This window comes from Methylobacter marinus A45 (assembly GCF_000383855.1).
In the GTDB taxonomy this organism is placed as follows: Bacteria; Pseudomonadota; Gammaproteobacteria; order Methylococcales; family Methylomonadaceae; genus Methylobacter; species Methylobacter marinus.
Genome location: NZ_KB912877.1, coordinates 3,895,126 through 3,919,364, shown reverse-complemented (window position 1 = coordinate 3,919,364; position 24,239 = coordinate 3,895,126). Strand labels below are relative to the sequence as shown.

21 protein-coding genes are annotated in these 24,239 nt (G+C 47.6%); 11 read left to right on the top strand and 10 right to left on the bottom strand.

The genetic code is table 11. The features are described 5' to 3' along the window. Positions 1-198 precede the first annotated feature (198 nt). The 5 genes from METMA_RS0118535 (at position 199) to METMA_RS0118515 (ending at position 5,733) form a co-directional block, all read left to right on the top strand. Positions 199-600, top strand: coding sequence for a PilZ domain-containing protein (locus METMA_RS0118535; protein ID WP_040590692.1), 402 nt, complete (start codon positions 199-201; stop codon positions 598-600). Between the two features lie 117 nt (positions 601-717). Then, positions 718-1,542: an MOSC domain-containing protein gene (locus tag METMA_RS0118530; protein ID WP_020160608.1), complete on the top strand. Its 825-nt coding sequence runs from the start codon at positions 718-720 to the stop codon at positions 1,540-1,542. A 160-nt stretch (positions 1,543-1,702) separates the two neighbouring features. Further along, a complete protein-coding gene (locus METMA_RS0118525) occupies positions 1,703-3,475 on the top strand; it encodes a Na/Pi cotransporter family protein (RefSeq protein ID WP_232216384.1) in 1,773 nt (590 codons plus the stop codon). Between the two features lie 123 nt (positions 3,476-3,598). After that, positions 3,599-3,862, top strand: a complete 264-nt coding sequence (locus tag METMA_RS0118520) for a hypothetical protein (protein WP_020160606.1) — start codon at positions 3,599-3,601, stop codon at positions 3,860-3,862. A gap of 206 nt (positions 3,863-4,068) precedes the next feature. Beyond that, the gene (locus METMA_RS0118515) at positions 4,069-5,733 is read left to right on the top strand and encodes a glutamine--tRNA ligase/YqeY domain fusion protein (protein ID WP_020160605.1); all 1,665 of its coding nucleotides are present in this window, start codon (positions 4,069-4,071) and stop codon (positions 5,731-5,733) included. 95 nt (positions 5,734-5,828) lie between these two features. On the opposite strand, the gene METMA_RS0118510 is transcribed toward METMA_RS0118515, so the two are convergent. The 3 genes from METMA_RS0118510 to METMA_RS0118500 form a co-directional block, all read right to left on the bottom strand. Continuing rightward, entirely contained in the window at positions 5,829-6,266 is a 438-nt protein-coding gene (locus tag METMA_RS0118510; RefSeq protein ID WP_020160604.1) for a cupin domain-containing protein, read from the bottom strand. An 81-nt stretch (positions 6,267-6,347) separates the two neighbouring features. Then, positions 6,348-6,992 (bottom strand): FMN-binding negative transcriptional regulator, encoded by a 645-nt coding sequence (locus METMA_RS0118505; protein WP_027147447.1) that lies wholly within the window; start codon positions 6,990-6,992, stop codon positions 6,348-6,350. A 131-nt stretch (positions 6,993-7,123) separates the two neighbouring features. After that, positions 7,124-7,975 carry a hypothetical protein gene (locus METMA_RS0118500; RefSeq protein WP_020160602.1) on the bottom strand — a complete coding sequence of 284 codons (852 nt, stop codon included), beginning with the start codon at positions 7,973-7,975 and terminating at the stop codon, positions 7,124-7,126. A 270-nt stretch (positions 7,976-8,245) separates the two neighbouring features. On the opposite strand from METMA_RS0118500, the gene METMA_RS0118495 reads away from it, so the two are divergent. Further along, entirely contained in the window at positions 8,246-9,172 is a 927-nt protein-coding gene (locus METMA_RS0118495; RefSeq protein WP_232216383.1) for an EAL domain-containing protein, read from the top strand. Positions 9,173-9,285: 113 nt separating this feature from the next. On the opposite strand, the gene aqpZ is transcribed toward METMA_RS0118495, so the two are convergent. The 3 genes from aqpZ to soxC all read right to left on the bottom strand — a co-directional run bounded on the left by aqpZ (position 9,286) and on the right by soxC (position 12,243). Beyond that, positions 9,286-9,978 carry an aquaporin Z gene (aqpZ, locus tag METMA_RS0118490; protein ID WP_020160600.1) on the bottom strand — a complete coding sequence of 231 codons (693 nt, stop codon included), beginning with the start codon at positions 9,976-9,978 and terminating at the stop codon, positions 9,286-9,288. Positions 9,979-10,466: 488 nt separating this feature from the next. Continuing rightward, complete coding sequence (locus METMA_RS0118485) at positions 10,467-10,988, bottom strand: c-type cytochrome (RefSeq protein WP_232216453.1); 522 nt, start codon at positions 10,986-10,988, stop codon at positions 10,467-10,469. Continuing rightward, positions 10,975-12,243 carry a sulfite dehydrogenase gene (gene soxC / locus METMA_RS0118480; protein WP_020160598.1) on the bottom strand — a complete coding sequence of 423 codons (1,269 nt, stop codon included), beginning with the start codon at positions 12,241-12,243 and terminating at the stop codon, positions 10,975-10,977. The genes METMA_RS0118485 and soxC overlap by 14 nt, the downstream gene beginning before the upstream one ends. Before the next feature lie 117 nt (positions 12,244-12,360). Here soxC and METMA_RS0118475 point away from each other — a divergent pair, with 117 nt between their 5' ends. Together METMA_RS0118475 and METMA_RS0118470 are read left to right on the top strand one after the other, a co-directional pair. Then, positions 12,361-12,768, top strand: coding sequence for a ketosteroid isomerase-related protein (locus METMA_RS0118475; RefSeq protein WP_020160597.1), 408 nt, complete (start codon positions 12,361-12,363; stop codon positions 12,766-12,768). Between the two features lie 383 nt (positions 12,769-13,151). Then, positions 13,152-14,570, top strand: a complete 1,419-nt coding sequence (locus METMA_RS0118470) for an HDOD domain-containing protein (RefSeq protein ID WP_020160596.1) — start codon at positions 13,152-13,154, stop codon at positions 14,568-14,570. A gap of 155 nt (positions 14,571-14,725) precedes the next feature. Here METMA_RS0118470 and METMA_RS0118465 read toward each other — a convergent pair whose 3' ends face one another. The 4 genes from METMA_RS0118465 to smc all read right to left on the bottom strand — a co-directional run bounded on the left by METMA_RS0118465 (position 14,726) and on the right by smc (position 22,375). Then, positions 14,726-15,904, bottom strand: a complete 1,179-nt coding sequence (locus METMA_RS0118465; RefSeq protein WP_020160595.1) for an OmpA family protein — start codon at positions 15,902-15,904, stop codon at positions 14,726-14,728. Between the two features lie 303 nt (positions 15,905-16,207). Further along, positions 16,208-18,154, bottom strand: coding sequence for a helix-hairpin-helix domain-containing protein (locus METMA_RS0118460; protein ID WP_020160594.1), 1,947 nt, complete (start codon positions 18,152-18,154; stop codon positions 16,208-16,210). Between the two features lie 7 nt (positions 18,155-18,161). Beyond that, positions 18,162-18,866: a cell division protein ZipA C-terminal FtsZ-binding domain-containing protein gene (locus METMA_RS0118455; protein WP_020160593.1), complete on the bottom strand. Its 705-nt coding sequence runs from the start codon at positions 18,864-18,866 to the stop codon at positions 18,162-18,164. After that, on the bottom strand, positions 18,866-22,375 hold the full coding sequence (gene smc / locus METMA_RS0118450; RefSeq protein WP_020160592.1) for a chromosome segregation protein SMC: 3,510 nt from the start codon (positions 22,373-22,375) through the stop codon (positions 18,866-18,868). Before smc ends, METMA_RS0118455 begins: the two co-directional genes overlap by 1 nt. Before the next feature lie 104 nt (positions 22,376-22,479). Here smc and queF point away from each other — a divergent pair, with 104 nt between their 5' ends. Genes queF through asd form a run of 3 tightly spaced genes read left to right on the top strand, consistent with a single transcriptional unit; the run spans position 22,480 to position 24,017 of the window. Next, positions 22,480-22,869 carry a preQ(1) synthase gene (gene queF, locus METMA_RS0118445; protein ID WP_020160591.1) on the top strand — a complete coding sequence of 130 codons (390 nt, stop codon included), beginning with the start codon at positions 22,480-22,482 and terminating at the stop codon, positions 22,867-22,869. 6 nt (positions 22,870-22,875) lie between these two features. Beyond that, positions 22,876-23,160: an EscU/YscU/HrcU family type III secretion system export apparatus switch protein gene (locus METMA_RS0118440; protein ID WP_020160590.1), complete on the top strand. Its 285-nt coding sequence runs from the start codon at positions 22,876-22,878 to the stop codon at positions 23,158-23,160. Then, positions 23,157-24,017: an archaetidylserine decarboxylase gene (gene asd / locus METMA_RS0118435; protein WP_020160589.1), complete on the top strand. Its 861-nt coding sequence runs from the start codon at positions 23,157-23,159 to the stop codon at positions 24,015-24,017. Before METMA_RS0118440 ends, asd begins: the two co-directional genes overlap by 4 nt. The last annotated feature ends 222 nt before the right edge of the window (positions 24,018-24,239 follow it).

Below are 24,239 nucleotides of genomic sequence, written 5' to 3'. Positions count from 1 at the left end.
TTAACAATTATCCGAAGAGACACATTATAAAACACGGTATTTCCCAGCAATAAAAAACAAACAGGATATTAATTTTAACGGATTCAACGACATTTTTTAGCTTTTCGTTGAAGTTTCAGCGCATCGTTATATTGAAATTTATCAATTTACGGACAATACTTGACCTTAGATCTAAATAACAATGCCAACCAATGCTTCATGAACGTTGATGATAATACCGAAATGCCAGATGATTTATTTGACTTTGATCCGTCACGGAATCAACTGATCAATAATCGTATAACGACCCGATACCTAAGAGAAGACATCAAAGCCACACTCTGTAAAAAACGCTTGTTTCATTTAGGGCGTGAAACGCCAGTTGACTTAATCGACATCAGCAGTAAAGGCGTATTAGTCCTCAGCAATCAAAAATTCAGTATTCATGACAAGGTCACGTTGAAACTTGAGTTCGACAGCGGAAAGACATTTAAAATCAAGGCTGCCGTGGTTCGTAAATCCACCCCGCAAGGTAATCATTACGGGATAAGATTCGATCGCTACAATGATGAACTCGGTGATTATCTGCTCGAAACGCAAAAAAAATTAGTCTTCAAATAAGCCATTCCCCTCTGGGACTTCCATGTAAAATCGCTGCCTCAAGCATTGCCGATATTCAACAAACCGATGTCCTTCAGCTCCCTAATACCAATTAAGCTAAAAAACGGTTAAATCCGAATGACACATTTCACATTAAGCGGCCTGTACATCTACCCGGTGAAATCACTGGCGGGTATCAATGCGGCCCGTTGGCAAGTGACTAAAACCGGACTTCAGCACGACAGAAAATGGATGCTTATCGATAACGACGGGCAATTTCTCAGCCAACGCCAACATCCGCGCATGGCCTTGATTAAAACCGCGCTGTCCGATAAACACCTGACACTGTCCGCGCCGGGCATGGACAATCTAATGCTGCCGCTGATGCCCGTCGACGGCGAAATCATCAGCAGCACCATCTGGCGGGACCGGTGCGATGCCCTGCGCGTATCAGAGCAAGCCGACCGATGGCTGAGCCGTTTTCTAAATGCCGATTGCCAGCTTGTTTATCAGCCCGATAACGCAATCCGCCAGGTTGACCCTGATTATGCCCATGCCACTGATCAAGTCTCGTTTGCCGACGGTTTTCCTTTTCTGATTATTTCGGAAAATTCGCTGGCGTCATTAAATCATGAGATGCAACTGGATTTACCGATGGCCCGCTTTAGGCCCAACCTGGTCATTAGCGGTTGCCCCGGTTACGCCGAAGACAGTTGGCGCGAAATCCGCATTGGCGCTATCGACTTCAGGCTTACCAAGCCGTGCTCCCGCTGCGCTATGCCAACCATAGACCCTGAAACCGCGCAAACAGGCAAAGAACCTCTTACAACACTTAACCGCGTCAGGAAATGGGAAAACCAGGTCTATTTCGGCCAAAATGCCTTGCATGATCAATGCGGTGTACTGGCTGTCGGCGATATCGTGCAAATCAAATTGACCGGCCCGAACCAGCCGCCTATTTAGCCGCCCCTCAAGCAAATCCAACCGCCTGCGTAAAATCAGGCGTTTAAAGGCGCCTTCACATTTAACCTGTGCCATTTGTTAAAATGGCTTCCCATCAGCCTTTGCCTTATTTTTTTACTCAAACATGCCCAAACCCTTTCTGCTTGTTGTTATCCTTCTTTTGTCTTACGGTTTCTGGCTGAGCGATGAATTTAAAGGCATTGCCGCAGGCATCTCGATTTTTCTCTTCGGCATGCTGTTACTGGAACAAGGCTTCAAAACCTTTACAGGCGGCATACTGGAACGAATTCTACAAAAGACCACGAATACAGCCTGGAAAAGTCTCAGTTTTGGCATCGTTTCAACAACATTGATGCAGTCGAGCTCCCTGGTTTCGATTATCACCATTTCCTTTTTAAGCGCCGGCCTGCTTGATTTAGTCGCAGGCATCGGCATCATATTTGGTGCCAATCTTGGCTCGACCGCCGGCGCATGGCTGATTGCCGGACTGGGATTAAAAGTCAAAATATCCACTTATGCCATGCCCCTGCTGGTTTTCGGCGTTTTATGCAGCTTCCAGAACAGCAAACAACTGAAAGGCATCGGTTACATCCTGACCGGATTGGGCTTTCTTTTTCTTGGCATACACTATATGAAAGAGGGCTTCGAGACTTTTGAAAACACGATCAATCTGGCCGATTACGCCATGCCGGGTTTACAAGGCTTACTGATTTACACTCTGTTAGGCACCATCGCTACCGTGATCATGCAGTCCAGTCATGCCACAATGGTATTGATCATCACGGCATTATCCGTGCATCAAATCACATACGACAATGCGCTGGCCCTGGCCATCGGTTCCAACATCGGTACGACCATTACCGCCATCATCGGCGCCCTGAGCGCCAATGTTCAGGGTAAGCGACTGGCCGGCGCGCATCTGCTGTTTAATCTGCTGACCGGCATTATCGCCTTGACATTCATCAAGGAATTTATGAATGCTGTTGATATGATCAATGCATGGCTGGATATTCCCGCGGCCGACAATACCTTGAAACTGGCGACTTTTCATAGTTTGTTTAACCTGGTCGGCGTTGCCATTATGTTGCCATTTATCCACCAACTGGTCGTCTTGCTTGAAAAAATATTCGTAGAAAAGCGCCCCAACCTTTTCAGGCCCAAATATTTAAACCTGTCCGCCGTCGAATTTCCTGAAACGGCCGTCGAGTCCGTCAGGCAGGAAAGCATTCATTTATATGATCACGCCATTCATATCGTTCTGCATACGTTTGGTTTGCGCAAACGCCATCTATCGGATCAATCCGATCTCAAACAATTGATAGAGCTCAATAACGACCCCGTCGAATACGATATTGACGCAGGCTATGAAAAAAGAATAAAAGGCATCTATAGCGCCATCATTGCCTTTATCAGCCAAGCCGCTTTCTCTTGGGAAATGAAACAATCGTCCAGGCTCTCCTGGCTGCGCGATGCCAATCGGACTCTGGTCGAAGCCATTAAGGACACCAAGCATTTACAGAAAAACTGGGCTCGATCCCGAATTTCAAATAATGCAGCCATCAAAAACGAATATAAAAAAATCGCTTATCAGATAGTCTTGCTGATCCAGCAGATAGAACAATTCAGGAAGGAGATAGCAGAGAACGAATTGCCGCTGTTATCGCTGGATATTTTAAAAGCCTCGATTGAAGACGAGGACATGCAGATGAATCGCTCCCTTGACTTACTGATTCGGGAGCGGAAAATCACGCCCGAAACCGGCTCGTCATTAATCAATGACAGTACCTATATGTACAACATCAAGAAAAACCTGCTCAAAACCGCCGAAACGCTATTCGTGCAAGACAATACCCGCTCCATACACGTTGAACACCAATTAACACTGAACGAAACCGAGATCAAGGAAGTCGTTCAGGCGGTGGATGCGCAATAGAGACTGTGAGAGAACTCATTTTTAACTTGGCAGGGACAATACTTTCACATACTCAATAACGATAATTCGTGAATTATTACGACTATACTGAACGCTACCTTTTAATTCTTGCGTCTACCAGCCATGCATAAAGAAAAGTTACTGCTTAAATTACAGGCCTTTTTTGATCCGGCCCAAAAAAGAAAAAAACACCATATAGAAGAATTAAAAAAGATCTTGAAGAAACTCAAGAAGAAAGAACGGACAATCATGGATAAAATCGAACAGACGGATGATGACTGTTTGAAAAAACAATACCAAACCGAACTGGAAATCATCCGTCTGCAACGCAAAAAAGGCATTGATGTATTGCAACAGCTTAGGGAACGCAGTCGCCCGTCGGATTAAATCGCCCCATCGTGTTGTTCTCTCCCTACAGGCATGGTCTTTACTAAAATGAGCACGTACAGTAGTATGCTCGCCAAACAATCCCATTAAAGCCAAAATGCCTCCAATAGCTTGAAAAGCAAAAAACTTACGAAGAGTTTACCGGCTGATTTAGCGATAATGCCTGACTATTAAATTCCATAACGCGACAATTACATATAGACATCATGTCCACAAACGAAAATCCGCCCTCGTCTAATTTTATCCGTCATATCATCGACAATGATCTCAAGGAAAACAAAAACAACGGTAAAGTCGCTACCCGATTTCCGCCTGAGCCCAATGGCTATCTGCATATCGGCCACGCAAAATCGATCTGTCTGAATTTCGGCATTGCCGAGGAATACAAAGGCACCTGTAACCTGCGTTTCGACGATACCAATCCTGAAAAAGAAAGTGACGAATATGTGCAAGCCATCATGCGCGACGTGCAATGGCTGGGCTTTCAATGGTCGGAATTACGTCACGCCTCGGACTATTTTGAACAGCTCTACGATTATGCCGTTCAACTGATTAAAGACGGCAAAGCCTACGTTGACAGCCTGTCGGCCGAGCAAATCAGAGCCTATCGCGGCACCCTGACCGAACCCGGCAAGGAAAGCCCGGACAGAAACCGTTCTGTAGAAGACAACCTGGATTTGTTCAAACGCATGCGCGAGGGAGAATTCGCCGATGGTCAGTACGTGCTGCGCGCTAAAATCGATATGGCTTCGCCGAATATCAACATGCGCGACCCGGCTTTGTACCGCATTCGCCGCGTTCATCATCAACGTACCGGCGATAAATGGTGCATCTATCCAATGTACGATTATACGCATTGTATTTCCGACGCGCTTGAAGGCATTACGCATTCACTGTGTACGCTGGAGTTTGAAGATCATCGTCCGCTTTACGACTGGGTACTGGATCAACTCAAAACACCCAGCCATCCGCAACAAATAGAATTCGCCCGGCTGCAATTAAAATATACCATTGTCAGCAAGCGCAAACTCAACCAACTGGTCACTGAAAAACATGTCAGCGGCTGGGATGACCCACGAATGCCGACCATTGCCGGTCTGCGCCGCGCAGGTTTTACGCCTAAATCAATACGCGATTTTTGCGAACGCATCGGCGTCACCAAACAAAACTCATGGATAGAAATGGGCGTGCTGGAATACTGCATCCGCGAAGACCTCAATGAAAACGCGCCTCGCGCGATGGCCGTACTGAGACCTTTGCGCGTGGTCATCGAGAACTACCCTGAAGACAAAACCGAATATCTGGAAATCAGCAATCATCCGCAGAAACCCGAATTCGGCAAACGCGAAATTGCCTTTTCGAGAGTTGTGCTGATAGAACAAGATGATTTTGCCGAAGTACCGCCTCCTAAGTACAAACGCCTGGTAGAAGGTGGTGAGGTCCGCTTGCGTGGTACCTATGTCATTAAATGTAATCAAGTCATCAAAGACGCCGACGGCAACATTACAGAACTGCGCTGCACTTACGACCCTGATACACTGGGCAAGAACCCGGAAGGCCGCAAAATCAAAGGCGTAATACACTGGGTTGCCGAAGCGCACTCACGGCCGGCCGAACTGCGCCTGTACGACCGCCTGTTCAAAGTGCCCAATCCGGATAATGAAGAAAATTTCCTTGAGGCACTGAACCCGAATTCGCTGGAAGTACTGACGGACTGCCGCGTCGAAGCCAGCCTGGCTGATGCGAAGCCTGAAAGCCGCTACCAGTTCGAACGCACCGGCTATTTCTGCCTGGATGCCAAGGACAGCGTTGGCGGTAAGCTGGTATTCAACAGGACGGTGACTCTGCGCGACACCTGGGAAAAAAACTGATCCTTTAAAATCTAAACCGGCTTCAATCAAGGGTTGTCCCGTTCATAGCCAGGACAACCCTTTTCTTCACTTTGCCTTGAGGGCATGATAAACCGTTAGTCGGCCATATACATTCCGTATCGCTCTACGCTAAGCACTACCTTCTGAATTAAATCGCCCTCAACGGATCGCTCCTGAGCCTGAGATTCATGCACCGGAATGCCAAAGTCTCGAAAAAATTGTTGAAAGCCTTTGGGACGCCAGCCCGTGATCCACACAACCGCTTCTTCCGTATTGTTGATGAATGTGTGAACAGTGTTGGGCGACAGATCGACAAAACTGCCGGCGGAATGTTTTTGCCATTCCCCATTGCTCATAACATCCAAAGTTCCCTTGATGACCAGGAAAAACTCATTTTCGCTCTTGTGGTAGTGCGGAGGCGGGCCCGGTACATGAGGCGGCGAGGTAACTTCTATCAAGCCATAAGAATCATCGGTATCGAGAGGGCGAATCCTATGACCAAGCACCCAAAGCGCTGCGCTGTCGTTGTTCATTAATCTTTATTTCCTTCCAAGTATTGATTGACGTGAAGTAACCGGCCGGCTATACAATTTCTTTTTAATTCTATTGAGGAATCAGCGCGCCTTTTTGGCCTCGGCCTCCATCAGCACAGCCATTGATATAGCCTCAGGGTTTCCGCACGTCCTTAACCCGGAAATGATGCTGTCCTGATTTCGTTCCGGCTGATTCTGACTCACTTTCCATTTTCCTGACAATTTTGTAATGTTAATTTCGATGCCGACGATAGACCCGATCAGTTTTTCGATAAATTCAGAGGGCGCATCCGATACGGCCCATGGCTCGGAAAAAGCCGACTCACTATGGGTAGTCAGCGCCTCAAGCTGAGAACGCAACCATGCTGTATCGTCGATAACGCGCAGCCAGCCGTAGGCATGGACAACGGCATAATTCCAGGTCGGCACCACTTTTCCGTTTTCCTGCTTGGAAGCGTACCAGGATGGAGTAATGTAGGCATTAGGGCCATGAAATACAGCCAGTACCTCAACATCTTTTGCCAAGTCGAGCCACATGGAATTGGAGCGAGCGACATGGCCCTGCAAAACGCCAAACGGCGATGGCGCTGTCGATAAGAGCAAAGGAATGTGATTCGCATCCAGTCCACTTTTGGACAGCGTAATCAAAGTAGCAAGAGGATGGCCCCGGATCAGGTCATGCATGACTTCGGTCCTGGGTTCTTCAAAGTGCTTCGGTATGTACATGGATTTTCACGCTGATATATTCCCTTAAAAATAAGCAGGAGCTGAGCTCATGCTGGTCAAAGTACGCTTTTTATAAGAAGCCAAGCTTGCCGCCTAAGCAACTTTTTCTGCGCCATTTTTACTCCCAGCTATTACAGCTTTGAAGCGTCGATATACTTCTCACCGTTAAAAATGTAAATCACATTCTTGGCGGGCATTATGGAAACACCGTTTTCACCGCTTTCAGTGCCGGTACGAGTGACTAGCAAATCAGGGTATTCAGTATTTTGGCCGGAAACCGTCGATATGGCCCCCGTATAACTCCAGCACGGTATCGAGCCGCCTTCAGCAGAAGATGCCCGTTCAGATGCTTCGTCGCATATGCCGGAGTTGTCCGCATCCGTTTGAACGTATCCAAGATCGCGCCAGTTGTTTTTCGAAAAGGCAAACAGTGCTTTTCCCGACTCGAAAAATCCCCCCATACCGGCCCCGGTATCAATCATAAATGCGATGTTATCTGGCGATAATTGCAGAACTTCCGCCTGTTTGACTTCCGAGGCATCCCCCCACTCTCCGAAATCGCCAAATTTCGGTTGTTTTGACACGACCTGCCAGCGGCCGTCGGTCTGCTTGTAAGTGACGGCACCCACTTTAACACCTTGCGCGTGTGCTTCAACGATTGCTCCGGTTTGCGGATCGACTTCCTGAGTTTTCGCGAATACGACATGAAAATCATCGCTGCCCAACTTGAATGATTGCTCAAACCAGATACTGCTCAATTCATTAGCCGAAACTCTCGCCTTGCCGCTTGGATCGGCGGCGCCGAATAAGTCTTTCAAAGCCGTTATATGATCGGGCTTGCCGGAGTGATTTTTCAATAAAAATCCCGAATTTTTCTTACTTTCTTCAATATAAAAAAATACAGAGATTGCTATGGTAATAATCAATACTCCTGCCAAAATGGCGATGAGTTTTGATTGTTTCAATGATAATTTTTGGTTCATTTTCTTTCTTATTAAATCCGTTAATTAAAAGATCGAAGCCTGACGCTACGAGATAACCGGCCTCAAAAACATGTATTAATTTTTATGTCGAATTAAAGATTTTTTCTATTTAGCAGCGCAAGTTTTCAATATTCTACCGCCCAGATATTACTTCATCCTTATGCATCGAGTATATTTTGACCGAATGTCTGTATCAATAAATAGGCGAACAATAAAACTTTTGTAACCCATTAAATCCAGCTCAAGAAGTCTTGTTGGCATTTTTTCTGTTTGTCATATTCTTGTAATAAAGGCACCCTATTCTTGCGGAACAACAGAAGTCTCCAGCAATTATTCTTCCAAATGATTAATGAATTAATCGCCATTATAGGCGGCAAAAAATTAACCCCCCATTTTCAGCCCATCGTGTCTTTAACTCAAAAAAAAATCATGGGTTATGAAGCATTGATTCGGGGGCCTTACGATAGCCCGTTGCATAGTCCATTCGATCTGTTTGCCGCCGCCGAAAACTTCGATTTAAGCACCAAACTGGAATTCATCTGCCGGGAAATCACTATAAAAAGCTATGCAAATTTAGACATCAAGGAAAAACTGTTTATAAACGTAAGTCCTTCTGTACTTTTGCAACCGAAATTCAAAAAAGGCGAAACTCTGAGGCTTCTGAAACAATTTGGCGTTGATCCGCACTCTGTCATCATTGAACTCACGGAACATCAGCCGACTGATGATTATGAATTGATGCGGGAAGCTGTCATTCATTATCGGAACATGGGGTTTGAAATCGCACTGGACGATTTGGGTGCCGGTTATTCGGGATTAAGGCTATGGTCGGAATTACTGCCCGACTATGTAAAAATAGATAAACACTTTATTCAAAAACTGCACGAGGACCCGGTCAAGATGAATTTTGTCAAGTCCATTCAAAACATAGCGACGGCATTAAACTGTAAAGTCATTGCCGAAGGTATCGAAACAGCCGATGAATTTAGGGCCATAGAAAAAATCGGCATTGCCTATGCCCAAGGCTACCACTTCGGCAGACCGATGGTGACCCCAATAAAAAAACTCGATAGCTCGTTATTTGCAGCTAGCTATGTAGGATATTACGAACCCAATCTGTTTAACCTGAGAAAAGCACCTTATCTAGCCGAATATATAAAAACCGGGGCATCCGAAACAGCCATCAGTGAAGCATGAGCAGAATTTTATTCGTGATGATTGAAATGACGAGCATAAATTAGCTAATCATTCTGAATTGACTTCAAAGGCGACGCATAGCGCCATTGAAGCAAATCATTGAACGAAACTTTTCAATCTTCTTCCGGGCTGCCAATGAAACGGTAGATTACCGCACCCAGCAGAGCACCAACGATAGGCGCCGCCCAAAATAGCCATAACTGAGCTATAGCCCAATCGCCAACATAAATGGCGACGCCGGTACTACGTGCTGGATTTACTGAAGTATTGGTCACAGGAATGCTGATCAGGTGAATCAGAGTAAGGCAAAAACCGATAGCAATAGGTGCCAAACCCAACGGCGCGCGCGCATCTGTCGCGCCAAGAATGACTAGCACAAACATCATTGTCATGACAACTTCCGTGAGCAAGGCCGCGGACAAGGAATAGCCGCCAGGAGAATGTTCGGCATAGCCATTGGAAGCGAAGCCTGCCGAAACATCAAACCCTGCCTTGCCGCTGGCGATCAAATAAAGAACACCTCCCGCCACAATGGCACCAAGGACTTGAGCGACGATATAAGGCAGTAATTGGCTCGCCGGGAACCGGCCGCCTGCCCAGAGCCCGACGGAAACCGCAGGATTCAAATGACAACCGGAAATATGCCCGATTGCGTAAGCCATGGTCAATACCGTCAAACCGAAAGCCAGCGAAACTCCGAGAAAACCGATACCGACATCTGGAAACCCGGCCGCCAATACCGCACTGCCGCAGCCACCGAGGACCAACCAGAATGTTCCAAAGAATTCTGCAAAATATTTTTTCATACTCATTTCCTTTTTATGGTTATTGTTATGTCCTACGTAATAACTAAGCAGCCATTACGGCGAACAGGATATAAGCTTGCTTACTACAAAAATAATGCATTATCTAGATATAATATAGCGCCCAAGTCTAAACTCTAGGTTCAGCATGTCAAGAAATTAATCAACATGCTTGACTGGACTAATTTATACGCCTCCGTGTTGTTCGGCGATCCTCGGAATGGTTTCGATCGGCGTATCAACCAAAGTGGACAGCAGCAAACGGATCTCAATCCAAGGCTGACTCAAGCACTTCAAGCACTGGTATCGAGAGAACGAAGTTTTAAGCTATTGAGCAATAAGGAACCATCTCTGCGGGATGGAACCAATTATTGGTAAATGGTTTCCCAATCCGCAACCGAGAAAACAACCGCGCTTCGCTTTTTGCGGAGCACTCCTTTCAGCCTGAAGGCCGAGGTTTAAAACCAGCAAGGGATATTGATTAAAGTGGATCATTCTGTTCCAATTTGTATAAACCCCTCCCGATTCGGCATTTCAACCTTGGGTAGTGTTTCGGCATTAATAATATCAGTTTCCTTAATAATCCCGTTCAGGTAGAGCAAATAGGCAGTGACGGCATAAAGTTGATCATGGCTCAGACTGCCGGGCGCATTCAATGGCATTGCCCGGCGCGTGAAATCGAAAACTGTCGTCGCATAAGGCCAATAAGTACCGATTGTCTTATCAGGTGGATTATCGGTTAATGAATGTCGGGCTCCGGCCAGTTCATCGGCACTGCTGCCTTCACCATCGACACCATGACAGGACAGGCAATGCGCTTCGTAAACCCGTTTACCTGTGACGGCATTGCCGTTACCTGCGGGCAGACCTTCACCGTCAGGAAAGACATCGATGTTCCAGTTCTTTATCAGATCCTCGGAGGCGGCCCTGCCCAAATTGGGTCCGCTCTTTTCCGTCTGCACCCCATGACAAAGACAGAAGCAAAAACAGAGCATCAAGCTACGCGAAAACATGGCTGACACTCCCTTCCGGCGATATTTCCCAGCTGACGATGGCATTGTAATGAAAATAGCCATACCGGCCGCGCCGCATGATCAGTGCGTCGCGCTCCGGCTGCACATAGCCTGTCTCATCAATGGCGCGGCTTTTCAATATCATTTTCTTGCCATTCCACTGCCAGGGAATTCTGAAGCGGGTAAAACACTTGGGTAACACCGGTTCCTGAAGTTGAGCCTCGGCCCAGGTCTGGCCACCATCCGCCGAGATTTCAACCTTGCTGATCCTGCCCCGCCCGCTCCAGGCCAGGCCGCTAACCTGATACAAACCTTTGTTATCGAGCTTATGGCCGAACGACGGACTGGTGATCAGCGATTTGGCATCCATGACGAAAGTAAACTGCCGTGATTTTCCGGAAGGCATTAATTCGGTATATTTTGCGGTTTCATTTCTGGCCATGACTGGCCTGTTGGTGATGTGCAGGCGTCTTAACCATTTGACGTTCAGCACGCCTTCCCACCCCGGTACGATCAGGCGCAAGGGATAGCCGTTCTCCGGCCTGATGCGCTCGCCGTTTTGATAGATAGCCAGCAGGCAATCATCAAGCGCTTTTTCCATGGGAATACTGATATTCATGACGGCAGCATCGGCGCCTTCCGCAACCATCCATTTCGCCCTACCTTTTAGCTTGGCTTCGTCAAGTATTATCCGCAAAGGCACGCCTGTCCATTCACTACACGAAGCCATGCCATGAAAATAACCAACAGCAGTTTGAATCGGCTCTTCGCGCCAGCCGGCATTGCTGTTGCCACCGCATTCGACAAACGCGTAACAGGACTGCATCGGGTAACGCTGCAAAGTTGCCATGTCAAAAACCAGTGGCTTGTTGACCAGACCATGGATCAACAATTGGTGTTTATCGGGATCGATTTGTGGCACGCCGTTATGATGGCGTTCAAAATGCAAGCCGCTGGGTGTTATGATGCCTTCCATATCCTGTAATGGCGCCCACGATACTCCATTGCCAGGCGCCATGCTGTTGCCCATGGTCCAACGGATGGTTTTGCGCTCGTGCGGCGAAGGCTGGCCATAATTGGAAAAAGGTTCGCCCGGTTTTTGCATCCACGCCAAACGTTCATTATCGCTGGCCGAAGCGAGCGTTTCGGGCGCTAAAGCGACAGCAACGGAAAAAGACAAACCGCGCTTTAAAAACAAGCGCCGGTCCAATAGTCCCCCGCCTGCAACGGGTTGCAAATCGGTTTGCCGTACCATTTATCAAAACTCCTGCCAATCGTTAATTGGAAAACTATTTATTGCAAAATAATAAGGCAAAAACGCGGTTTAACTATAAAATAGGCGTTATTTTTTAACTCGAACGATAGGATCACTATGAACCAAGACAGCATCAAACTGATTGAGCAATATTATGCCGCTTTCAACAGCGCGGACATGGATACTTTTCTGAGCCTGCTCACCGACGATGTCATTCATGACATCAACCAGGGCAAACGCGAAATCGGTAAAGAAGCTTTCAAGCAGTTTATGGGAGGCATGAATAACAATTACAAAGAGCAACTTATCGATATGGTTATCATGGCGACTCCGGACGGCAGCCGTGCCGCAGCTGAATTCGTCGTCCTGGGCGAGTATTTGAAAACCGACGAAGGTTTGCCTGAAGCAAAAGGTCAAAAATACCGCCTGCCGGCCGGTGCTTTTTTTGAAATCCGTGATAACAAAGTCGCGCGCATCACCAACTACTACAATCTGCAAGACTGGATCGCTCAGGTCAGTAAGTAATTTTACTGACTTTCTCTGATCTGTCGTATTTGCCGAGTCAATACGAATCCGATAGCGGCGAAGTTGATCTATATAAATTCACTCAAAGTGCTGGCTATCGTATCAAGAACGACCTGGCAAAAATGCTGACGCCAGCACTGCATTAAAAAATCGGTACAGTGCTGGCAAAAAATCAACTTGCGACTTTGCAATGAGTGCAGCGTTTTGGAATCGTCGCGCATCAAACCTGCAAAAATATATCCTAAGACTGACCGGCACTCTGTTTAATCTGGCGATTGAAGTGCCCTGCAATATCTTTATCAGCGCTAATTCAAGCGTTATCAAATACAACAAACGCCATATAAAGTCTCTCAGCTTTAGGCCGATCAGCTATTGCTGAAGGCTTGTTCATCCCCCGCGACTATATTAAAAATGAGACAATAAATGCTGTTTTGGATTATTCTCTCAATCTGAACTTCTTTTTATATTTGCATTTTATGTTCAGGAAACTTTTAGAAAAAAGAAAGCTATTAACGGAATTTAAAAAGTCTTCTGTAGCTACTATAAATCCAGAACCCGAACTCGCTGATCGCATTAAAACCGATATTGCTGACCTGCCGCTTGATTTTTTGAAGCAGTTAGTTCCGGTATGTTACTTGTCTTCCGAAAAGTTGCGGCAGTTACCCATCCATTCGGCAGTATTTCGCTCAGGTTCGATAATTTTCAATCAGGGCTCTCGAAATGAGTGTTTGATATACCTTTTTAAAGGCACCGTTTACCTGGAAGCCGGTAATGGCACGGGGCAGGAAATCACTGAAAATACATTACAGGCCTATTACCCTTTATCCAATGGCCCAGAGCATCTACTCACCGCAATCGCAAAATCCGAAACCACGGTTATTTACATAGCTCAGTCCGATATTCCTCGAAATAAAAATAAAATAAATCCTCTGATTTGCGATTCATTTATTCCGGAGCAATTAGAAAACAACGCCTTTTTTACACTGTTTTCTTATCATTTCAAACAAAATAAACTGGAAATTCCGAGTATTCCCGATATCGCTTTAAAATTACATGCCGCCATACAAAAAAATCTCGGTACCGGCGAAGCCGCTAAAATTATCAGCCTGGATCCTGTCATCACATCAAAGTTGATCCACTTCACGAACAGTCCTTTATACCGAACCATAAATCCCACCTCCAGCTGTCTGGATGCAGTCAATCGACTCGGCATAGCCACAACCCGCAATATTGTCACCAGCCTCAGCATGAACAGCCTTTTCCGGAGTAACAAAAAAAGCTTCAACACGAGAATTCAAAATCTCTGGAAAGAAAGTATCCGGATTTCCAGCATTAGCCATGCCTTAGCCGTCCTGACCCAAAAAGCCGATCCTGAGGAAGCGTTGCTGGCCGGACTTTTACATAACCTTGGCTCCTTGCCCATCCTGAAATTTGCGGAAAAACTGAGCGATGATGCTTATCAGCCTGAGGAACTTGATCAATGCCTGTTATTGATACAAGGCCATCTAGGTTCCTGGATTCTTGACAAATGGGGATTTTCTAATGGATTGGCCAGAATTCCTTCAGACGTTGAAGATTGGTATTACGACAGCGGTAAATCACTAATCTTGAGTGATATCGTTTTATTGGCGAAGTTTCATAGCCTGATAGGCACTCATGAAGCGGCAACCCTGCCGTTAATCAGCACCTTGCCGGCTTATCAAAAATTCGGCAATAAAACATTATCGCCTAATATGTCATTACAAATTCTGCAAGATGCTAAACAACAAATTTCAGATACCATCAATCTATTTGTCAGTTGATAGATACAAAGGCCAGTTTTTCTAGTTATCTAACTTAATAACTGGGCAGCCTGATGCATCTGTCTGAATATTTGCTTATCCAATAAAAAACCCGCCTATACAGCGGGTTTTTTATTCATGACAAAAATTCGCCTAGCCTTTCGGCTTCGGGATTTTTAATCACCAATCCAGATTAATTCCACGCGACGGTTTTGAGCTCTGCCTTCTTCCGTGCTGTTATCCGCTATTGGGAAATCCTCGCCATAACCTTTAGCATATAATTTGTCGGTAACGCCTTTACTCTTGAGGTAATTGGCAACCGACTGCGAACGACGTTGCGACAATTTCAAGTTATACGCACTGCTGCCTTCGCTGCTGGTATGACCTTGTACTTCAATATCCTTTTTCTGGGAAGTTTCAATCAAGTTCGCAGCGACACCGTCCAGAATCGTTTTCGCGTTTTCAGTCAACTGGGCTGAATTATATTCGAAGTTGACGCCTTTCAGTTCGATACTCATAGGACAGCCCGAATAATCGACCTTGGTACCACTCATTGTGTTCGGACATTTGTCCAGGCAATCGTTGACACCATCGTTATCAGAATCAAGCGCTGAGCAATCGGGCTCAGGAGCTGCTGCAACAGGCGCCACAGGAGCTTCGGATCTTACTGCCGCTTTCGGCTTGTCGCCGAACGGAATAACGAAACCAACATTAACCGTCATGTCATGATATTCGTCGGTTCCTGGGAGAAAATGTGCGTTGAAATTGTTGTTGTAACGGTAACGCACATCGCTGCGTAATAAAAAGTTATCATGTAGTTCATAGGTAAAGCCGACACCGCCCTCACCAATAATGGATGCTCCGCTGTTGCCTCCGACGCTAGTATTCATGCCACCTATACCCATTACCGCATATGGCGAGAATTTATCGCGGAAGAAATAATATTGAAGATCCGCAGTGCCGCCGGTTAAATCCCAGCGCCCGCCTTGGTCAGTCACAGGATCGGAGTAACCGCCAAAGCCCTGGTAGAAGCCTCTCAGCTCAATGTTAAAATGTTCATCGAGCATTTTACCGAAGCCCATACCGCCGCCCCAGCCATCCTTCGCGTTCCGGTCACCGCCGGATTTAATAAATGTACCGAAAGGTGCAACATACCAACGATCATCAGTAACCGAATCATGTTCCCGGTAATCTTCAGCCTGAGCAGCCGACACCACGCTCATGCCTGACAATGCAAGCGCCAGTAAGCGGGTTTTTACCAGAGCATTTTTCTTTGCAATTCCAGCGTCGGTTTTAACGCTCAACTCATGCAGTTGGTTTGTTTGTTTTTGTTTGTACTCATCTTGTGTTTGCATAAATTAATCCTTAAATGTTGATCTGCGTTAGCATGTTAGTTTTGGTTCGGCCAGTAATGCTCCAAATGCCGAGAGTCGACGAAGAACGATCTTCCTGTTAGACAGTATACCCGTTGTTTAAAAATAATAAAATGTAGTTTAATCGCAACAGTAAAAAAATATGTGCGTTATCGCACACAAAAATACTTATGAAAATATTCCCATACTAGACGAATAGGCTTTGTTTTCGCTTAATTGCCGATCAGCACTCTAGCCCCAAGTGCTTCGCTAAACTAAAATTTAAACGAAGGTGAGATCTGAGAGCTACCCGCTTAATAATGACAGATACTCTTCTTCACTGATGACACGGACGCCTTTTTGCATGGCGGCATTGATTTTCGCCGCCCCCACCTCGGCGCCTGTCACCAGATAGTCGGTTTTTCCCGTGACCGAATCGGCGACTTTCGCCCCTAGGCGCTTGGCTTCTTTTTTCATATCATCGCGTTTGCCGTGCTGCATTGTACCGGTAAACACGATCGTTTTACCTGAAACCGGACTGCTTGTTTGCTGTTGCTCGCTTATCAAAGGCGTTGGGATCAGATTGAAGCCTAATTGATAAATTTGCATAAAGTCATGTTCAACTTTTTTTAGACACTCTACCACCGCCACGGCGGTTTTTTCCGCAAATCCTTCAATAGCGGTGATATCTTCAACCGTCAGTTTAAAGATATCCGTCAGGTGATAGTGCTGAAGCAGACGCTCACAATTACCGAGCCCCATTCTGTAAATCCCGAAGGCACCCAGAAACCGCCAGTCTTCGATCGCTTCATTTCTGCTGCGTTGCAATTGATCTAATAAATTTTGAGCGGTTTTATCGCCAAACCCCATCTTCTGAAGCTGTTCCATATCCAATTGATAAACCGCATAAACCGAGTTGACTCCTGCAGCATGCAGTTTTTCGATTGTTTTAAGGCCAAAACCGTCGACATTCGCCAACGTCCTGAAAAAATGCTCAATTGTGTTTTCAATTTGGGCTGGACATTGCGTTGTGTTCAAACAATACAAATAATCACTGTCCCAGACCAGCTCGCTGCCGCAACTGGGGCATCTGTCCGGAATCTGCGGAGATTGTGGTGTAATGACGCGCTCAATTTTAGGTATAACGAGACCACTGCGGGTCAATTCTATAATAGTGCCAGCGCCTATGCCCTGCCCTTTGACCATGCCATAATGGTGCGCTGTCGCCCTGGAAATCATGGCACCGCTGAGCCTGGTAGGCTCCAACTCGGCAACCGGATTAACGCGCCCGGAACGTGAGGTTTGCGGCGTGACTCTCAATACCTTGACCGTGGCCGTTTCGATATTGTTTTTATAGGCAATCTGCCACCGGTGATGATGCCGCGTTGCGCCCATGTGCTTTTTTACCGCATCATGCGTTACTTCGAAAATCACGCCATCAACATCATAATCGACCATTGAACGCACTTCTTCAACAATATTGGAGAAATCAGCCCGGATCTCCGCGGCAGAGACGTGTCTCCCGGGCAACTGCGAAAATGGATAAAAAATCGCGGCATGATTTCGTATCGCTTCCAGCGCATGTGGTTCCAGCTCTTTTTCCCGGATAATGCTGGCCTGGAAATTACGGGCATTTTCGAAATAATCGGCCAGGTAAGTATTGAAATAGTTTTGGCTGACGACAATTTCGCCCGCACCTTGCCCTCTTTGACCGTTACCGCCAACGATCAGTCCTCGTTCAAAAACCCGGCTAATGTCGGTGCCCTTACGGCCATCCCCGCGCGTGTACAGGATCTTCCCGTCATCGTATGCCGCATAACCATCCAGTTTAGGGGTAACTCTAAACATTAACCCGGATGGATCAACATTGATTTCTTCAGCGGCTTTCTCTATGCGTGTTAACCAGCGATTAATCTCGTCCGGCTTGTAGGCTTTATCAGTGGATAGCATTTTCTCGGGCAAAGCGACCGTCTTGCCGACAAAGGCTTTTTCCGGCTCCACCGCTTCCAGATAAGGATGATGCGGATGTCTGCGCTGCAGTTCAGCCAAAAACACCGAATCATAGAGATAATCGGAAATCAGCGGTTCACCGCCGCGATATAGCACATTGCAGATTTTTAAAAACTCAAGCAGTTGCTCATCCGTCAGTTGACTGGCATCGGCCTGGGCGGCGATTTGTCCGATAAGATCGGGTGATAATATTGTATCCGGCTCGGAGTCATGAAGAATTTTTAATTGCACGCTGTTAAGCATCAGTGATTTACAAGCTTTGCCGAATCAGTCGGGTTGTGGTTTCCGTCAAAGGCTGCCTTTGATGATCACGGATCACGCCATTCAATTCTGCAGCCAATAATTGGATGGTTTGCACGTAGTCGTCAAAAACGGCCTGCGCATCGTCAACTGCTTCAGGCTGCATAAAAAACACGATGCCCGGGCAATAGAATGTATCCAGATCCGTGGACGGAAAAGTGCCTGGCTCAACCATGCTGGCAACGCCGAAATCGACCAACCGGTTAGCATCCAGTCGCTCAAAGATTTTCAAACTGCCATATTCAAGCCCGACCATTTCAAACGCTCTCACCAGATCCACACCGTTAAAACCTTCCTCGTTTTTGGCCATCAGGCTGAACTGGATAATTTCAGGAGCGACAAACCGAGGCGGCGGTTCGACATAATCATCGTCTTCCGGCTCATAATAGTCATCATCGCTTTCATCATGATGATTCGATTTTTCGGCATAATGAGTGCCGCGTTTAGTGGAATTTATAGGCCTAATTTCAAAGTCATCGCTGTAATCCTCTTTGAATGACAGCGTTTCGTCGGCACCTTTAGGCGCTTCTCCGCCACCATAAAAATCCATGTCATGTTGTGTTTTTCTGTTTCTTAAAAAAGCCCAAAGCAACATGCCGATAATGACAACCAGTCCGGTTGCTATAATTACAATTCTCAATATTTCTTTATCCATTAGTTTTCCGCCAAACTCACTGCTTCTTCAATATCAACCGCGACCATCCGGGAGACGCCCGGCTCTTTCATAGTAACACCTGCCAGTTGTTTTGCAATTTCCATGGTGGCCTTGTTATGGGAAATATATAAAAACTGAACAGATGCCGACATTTCTTCAACCATTCGTGAAAATCTTCCAACATTTGCATCATCCAAAGGCGCATCGACTTCGTCCAGCAAACAGAAAGGCGCCGGATTAAGTTCAAAGATCGAAAACACCAGCGCAACGGCCGTTAGCGCTTTTTCTCCGCCTGATAACAAATGAATGGAGCTGTTCTTTTTACCGGGAGGCCGGGCAATGATGTTGACACCCGATTCCAGCAAATCCTGCTCGGTCAATTCCAGATAAGCTTGACCGCCGCCAAACAACTTGGGGAATTTTTCCTGCAAACCGCCGTTTATTTTATCGAAAGTTTCTTTAAAACGCAGCCTGCTTTCCTTATCAATTTTGCTGATCGCCTGATCCAGCGTCTGCAGGGCCTCAATCAGATCCGCGTGCTGCTCATTCAGGAAATCCATGCGTTCCGACTGCGCTTTGTATTCTTCTATCGCGGTCAGGTTAATTGTACCCAAACGTTCAATTTGAGCCGTCAAATCGTCGACTCTTCGTTTCCAGCTTTGCTCTTCGGCCTGCTCGGACAGGTTTTTCAGCACCTGTTCGGCATCGGCATCGATTTCCTTAAGCTGTTCATTGACTGTCTGCTGGCGAACCTTGCTTTCCTTGAGCTCAAAACGTATTTTATCGAGCGCTTCCTTCTCGCTTTCGAGAGCCCTTTGTACACGAACCTGCTCTTCCGATAAATGGGTAATCACCAATTCGAGTTCATCCTGGGCCTGGCGTTGTGTTTTCAGATCGGCCTCCAGCCGGTCCTTGCTTGAGTACAATTGCTCCAGTTGCTGCTTCTCTTGGTCCAGCGGCGCCAGGGTTTGCTGTAGCTTTTTCTCCAGCTCGCCAATGCGCTCAACCGCCTGCTGATGTTGTACCTGCAAACGTTCAATCTGTCTGGCGGTCAGGTTTTCCGACGACTTTAATGATTCAACCTGCGCCTTGATGCTATAGACCTGCTGCCGGGCTTCATGAACGGATTGTTCGGCCTCATGCTGCCGGGACTGCAGTTCCTGGTTCAGCGCTTCCAGGCTTTGCCTTTCCTGATCCAGTGTTGTCAAAGCCTGTTCAGCTTCTTCCCGCAGCAAGCGGGACTCCGCAATCAACGCCGCGTTTTCGGTAGTCTCGTGGACGATATCGTCTATTTCTTGGCGAACTTGGTCGAGCCTGCGCTGCTGATGCTCCCAACGTGCCGAATAGGCACTGAATTCAGCATTTTTAAGCGATAACTCAGAACCCAGACTGCTATCCTGCCGCTGCATGGACTCGCGATTGACTTCCGCCTCTTTCAAGCTCGCTTCAGTTGTTTCCAACTGATCTTCGAAGCCTTCAATTTCAAACTGTAATTCTTCCTGCCTATGCTTCAGCAGGCGCAGCTCTTTCTCGCGCTGCAACACGCCGGTTTTACTGTCCTTGGCGCGGATAATTTTCAGCCAGCCCGGTCCGAACCAAGTCCCGTCCGGCGTAATGACGGACTCGTACGGCTTGAGCCGGGTCGACAGGGTTCTTGCCGCTTCAGCCGTGTCAGCGCAATAAACCCCGGACAGCAGATCGCTTAAATCCCACGGCGCCTTTACTTTATCAAGCAATTGCGTCTGCGGCGCACCTGCTTCTGCCGAATTTCTGCGACTGGTCTCAACCAACGTCAGCGATTCGTTTGCCAAATGCGGCAATCCCGGCATGACGGCATCGGCGCTGTCGATGCAGATCGCTTCCAGATAACCGCCCAACACGGTTTCCACGGCCGTCTCCCAGCCTGAATCCACTTCCAGAAATTCCGCCAGGCGCTGGCTATCGGCCAGATTCATTTGCGCCAGCCAGGCAGTCAGATTTTTATTATCCTTGCCCATGGCATGCTGCTGAAGTAATTCCAGCGAGGTGATCTTGCCTTTCACGCCATGCATTTCCGAGCGGCGCGCATGCAGCTCATCGTGCAAGACATTGACCTGCTGGCGCTGCTCGCGAATTTGCTGATGGAGCTGCTCCAGTTGGCTCTGCAGATCGGCGCGTTGCGATTCAATCAGCTCGATGCCGGCATCCAGCGTCTCGATATCCGTTTGCAGCTGGCTGGCCGACAACTCATCACGCTCGCCATGCAATTTATCCAGACGGATCTGCAATTGCCGGCTCTGGCTTTCCAATTGACCGGTCTTTACCCGATGCACTTCAGCCTGTTCCTTGTATTTCGCACTTTCAGTACGGTACGCTTCCCATTGCTGCTGCCAGGATGTTCTTTGATGCTGCGATTCCTGCTGAAGATGCAAAACCTCATCTTGCCTTTCCTCAGCGACAATCAAAGCTTCTTCGGATTCTTCCAGAGCCTGTCGTATTTCTTCCAACTGCTGCACATCGGCCTGAAGTTCGCTTAATGCCTGATCAGCCTGCTGACGGGAACGGTTGATTTCCAGCCGGGTTTCCTCATGGCTCATCTCATTGTGCTTGATTGCCTGTTCCAGACCGCTGACTTCCGCGACGACCTGATAATATTCGCCCTGAGAGCTGGCCGTATGCTGCTGTTGGACTTTATGCTCTACACGCTTGTCCTCCAGGCTGTTATTGATATCACGCAACTGAACGAACAGGCGGTTATGCTCGGCAGCCACGGCCTGCAGTTTTATTTCCAACTGCTGCGCGGCCTGATGATAGGCATTCCAGCGCATGGCCAGCAGTTCCAGCCTGAACTGGCGTTCCTGCTTTTTAAGTTCGGTGTATTTTTCGGCTTTTTCCGCTTGCTTTTGCAGATGCTTGAGCTGTTTCTCGACTTCCTCGCGCAGATCATTCAACCGCTCCAGGTTTTCGCGCGTATGCTTCATGCGCGCTTCGGTTTCATGACGACGCTCCTTGTATTTGGAAATACCGGCCGCTTCTTCGATATGTATCCTTAAATCCTCGGGTTTGGCTTCGACCATGCGCGAGATCGTGCCCTGTTCGATAATGGCATAACTGCGGGAGCCCAGACCCGTACCCAGAAATATGTCGGTGATATCCTTGCGCCGGCAACGCGAGCCGTTCAGCATATATAAAGATTGACCATCGCGACTGACCTGGCGCTTGATGGCAATGGTATCGTATTGCGCATACTCGCCGCCCAACTTGCCTTCGCTGTTGTCGAAAACCAATTCGACGGAAGCGGTGCTGACCGGCTTGCGCCCGGATGAACCGTTAAAAATCACGTCCGCCATACTGCCCCCGCGCAGGTGCTTGGCGGAACTTTCACCCATGACCCAGCGTACCGCATCGATAATATTGGACTTCCCGCAGCCGTTAGGCCCGACTATCGCCGTCAAATTGCCGGTAATCGGGATGACCGTCTGATCGACAAATGATTTGAAACCTGAAAGCTTGATTTTTTCCAGTTTCATAACTGGTATGAATATCCCTGCACTTGAATTAAAATAACCGCGTATTATTAACGATATTCTGCTGAGTTTCGACTTTTTATTTACTTTTTACTTATCACGCAACAATGACAACACAACCGAGCAAAGACCTGGAAATCTTCGATAACCCGCAACGGGGCCGCGATTATACGATACGCATCGATATTCCTGAATTTACCTGCCTGTGCCCAAAAACCGGCCAGCCGGACTTCGCCAAGATTACGATCGAGTATGTGCCGGCCGCGCTTTGCGTGGAATTGAAATCACTGAAGCTGTATATGTGGTCTTTCCGCGAGCAAGGCGCTTTTCATGAAGCCGTCACCAATGAAATACTGAATGATATCGTCAAAGCCATATCTCCCAACTTCATGCGCATCCGCGCCGAATTTAATGTGCGCGGCGGGATTTACACGACTGTCGTCGTAGAACATAGAAACAGCGACTGGCGCGCACCGGAACTGGTCAGCCTACCCTGATCGGATATGCCCAAGACCTATTTCACCAGCGATATCGCCATCGCGTTGAAGTACGATGGCACGAATGCGCCGAAAGTGACCGCCAAAGGTCAAGGCCTTACAGCCGAGCACATTCTGCAAATCGCCGAACAACACGGAATCCCGCTACAAACCGAGCCGGAATTGGCAAGAATTCTGGCTCAAATTCCGTTAGGTGAAGAAATACCCAATGAACTCTATATTGCCGTCGCGGAAGTCATCGCTTTTGCCTATTTCCTAAGCGGCAAAATACCCGACAGTAATCATTCATGAATATAAAAGAAGCCCTGACGACCTTACCGCAATATGCTTTACCGCATCACACCTTATCCCAAATGATGAGCGTGCTGACGCATTCTGAGAACCGCCTCTGGAAAAACCTGTTCATCAAACAGATCATCAGGCATTACGGCGTCAATATGAATGAAGCGCTGGAGCAGGATATCGAAGCCTACAAAAGCTTCAACCATTTCTTTACCCGCGAACTCAAGCCGGGCATCCGGCCTTTCTGCGCCGACAGAAACGCCATTGCCTGCCCCGCGGACGGTGCCGTCAGCCAGGCGGGCGCCATCACCGACGGCGATATCTTTCAGGCCAAGGGCAAAAGCTTTACCGCCACGGATTTGCTGGGCGGCAGCCCGGAACGCGCCGAACCTTTCAATAATGGTTCCTTCACCACCATTTACTTATCGCCGAAAGACTATCATCGCCTGCACATGCCCTTGACCGGCACATTAAAAGAAATGGTGCACATCCCGGGCCGCCTGTTCAGCGTCAATGCCGCCACGACCAATTCCGTACCGGGGCTGTTCGCCAGGAACGAACGCGTGGCCGCCATTTTTGATACGGAGGCAGGTCCCATGGCACTGGTACTGGTCGGAGCCATTTTTGTCTCCAGCATTGAAACCGTCTGGCATGGTGTCGTGTCACCGCCGACCATACACTCCGTACGCAGTTGGCAGTATCAGGATGATGCTCCTACGTTGAAAATCGGCGAAGAGGTCGGCCGTTTCAACATGGGCTCCACAATTATTGTTTTATTCGGCCAGCATAAAATGCAATGGGAGGCCGAATTCAAGGCCGGCAAGACGGTTAGATTGGGCGAATTGATAGGCAGGACATTGGGATAACCATCAATCACCTGCATAGCTTGAGATGGAAACAAAAAACAGGCTGCCATTCTTCACTCTGGGTGGTAGCCTGATGAATGCCGGTACGTTCCGTCCAAGACCAGGATCGCAAGCCGAAGAAAACAATTATCGGCCATAAGCCGCCCCCCCCTCCCCCGGCTGACCACCGCCAGTACTCAATCAATTTTATTTTGGCGGGTAAATTATAGATGCGAACTCACT

Bases quoted from the DNA above. Each gene is read 5' to 3' on its own strand.
- asd (WP_020160589.1), top strand. From the start codon at position 23,157: ATGAATATAAAAGAAGCCCTGACGACCTTACCGCAATATGCTTTACCG.
- METMA_RS0118440 (WP_020160590.1), top strand. From the start codon at position 22,876: ATGCCCAAGACCTATTTCACCAGCGATATCGCCATCGCGTTGAAGTAC.
- METMA_RS0118485 (WP_232216453.1), bottom strand. From the start codon at position 10,988: ATGTTTTCGCGTAGCTTGATGCTCTGTTTTTGCTTCTGTCTTTGTCAT.
- METMA_RS0118500 (WP_020160602.1), bottom strand. From the start codon at position 7,975: ATGAACCAAAAATTATCATTGAAACAATCAAAACTCATCGCCATTTTG.
- METMA_RS0118475 (WP_020160597.1), top strand. From the start codon at position 12,361: ATGAACCAAGACAGCATCAAACTGATTGAGCAATATTATGCCGCTTTC.
- METMA_RS0118515 (WP_020160605.1), top strand. From the start codon at position 4,069: ATGTCCACAAACGAAAATCCGCCCTCGTCTAATTTTATCCGTCATATC.
- METMA_RS0118465 (WP_020160595.1), bottom strand. From the start codon at position 15,904: ATGCAAACACAAGATGAGTACAAACAAAAACAAACAAACCAACTGCAT.
- smc (WP_020160592.1), bottom strand. From the start codon at position 22,375: ATGAAACTGGAAAAAATCAAGCTTTCAGGTTTCAAATCATTTGTCGAT.
- METMA_RS0118530 (WP_020160608.1), top strand. From the start codon at position 718: ATGACACATTTCACATTAAGCGGCCTGTACATCTACCCGGTGAAATCA.
- METMA_RS0118455 (WP_020160593.1), bottom strand. From the start codon at position 18,866: ATGGATAAAGAAATATTGAGAATTGTAATTATAGCAACCGGACTGGTT.
- aqpZ (WP_020160600.1), bottom strand. From the start codon at position 9,978: ATGAAAAAATATTTTGCAGAATTCTTTGGAACATTCTGGTTGGTCCTC.
- METMA_RS0118510 (WP_020160604.1), bottom strand. From the start codon at position 6,266: ATGAACAACGACAGCGCAGCGCTTTGGGTGCTTGGTCATAGGATTCGC.
- METMA_RS0118460 (WP_020160594.1), bottom strand. From the start codon at position 18,154: ATGCTTAACAGCGTGCAATTAAAAATTCTTCATGACTCCGAGCCGGAT.
- METMA_RS0118535 (WP_040590692.1), top strand. From the start codon at position 199: ATGAACGTTGATGATAATACCGAAATGCCAGATGATTTATTTGACTTT.
- METMA_RS0118520 (WP_020160606.1), top strand. From the start codon at position 3,599: ATGCATAAAGAAAAGTTACTGCTTAAATTACAGGCCTTTTTTGATCCG.
- queF (WP_020160591.1), top strand. From the start codon at position 22,480: ATGACAACACAACCGAGCAAAGACCTGGAAATCTTCGATAACCCGCAA.
- soxC (WP_020160598.1), bottom strand. From the start codon at position 12,243: ATGGTACGGCAAACCGATTTGCAACCCGTTGCAGGCGGGGGACTATTG.
- METMA_RS0118505 (WP_027147447.1), bottom strand. From the start codon at position 6,992: ATGTACATACCGAAGCACTTTGAAGAACCCAGGACCGAAGTCATGCAT.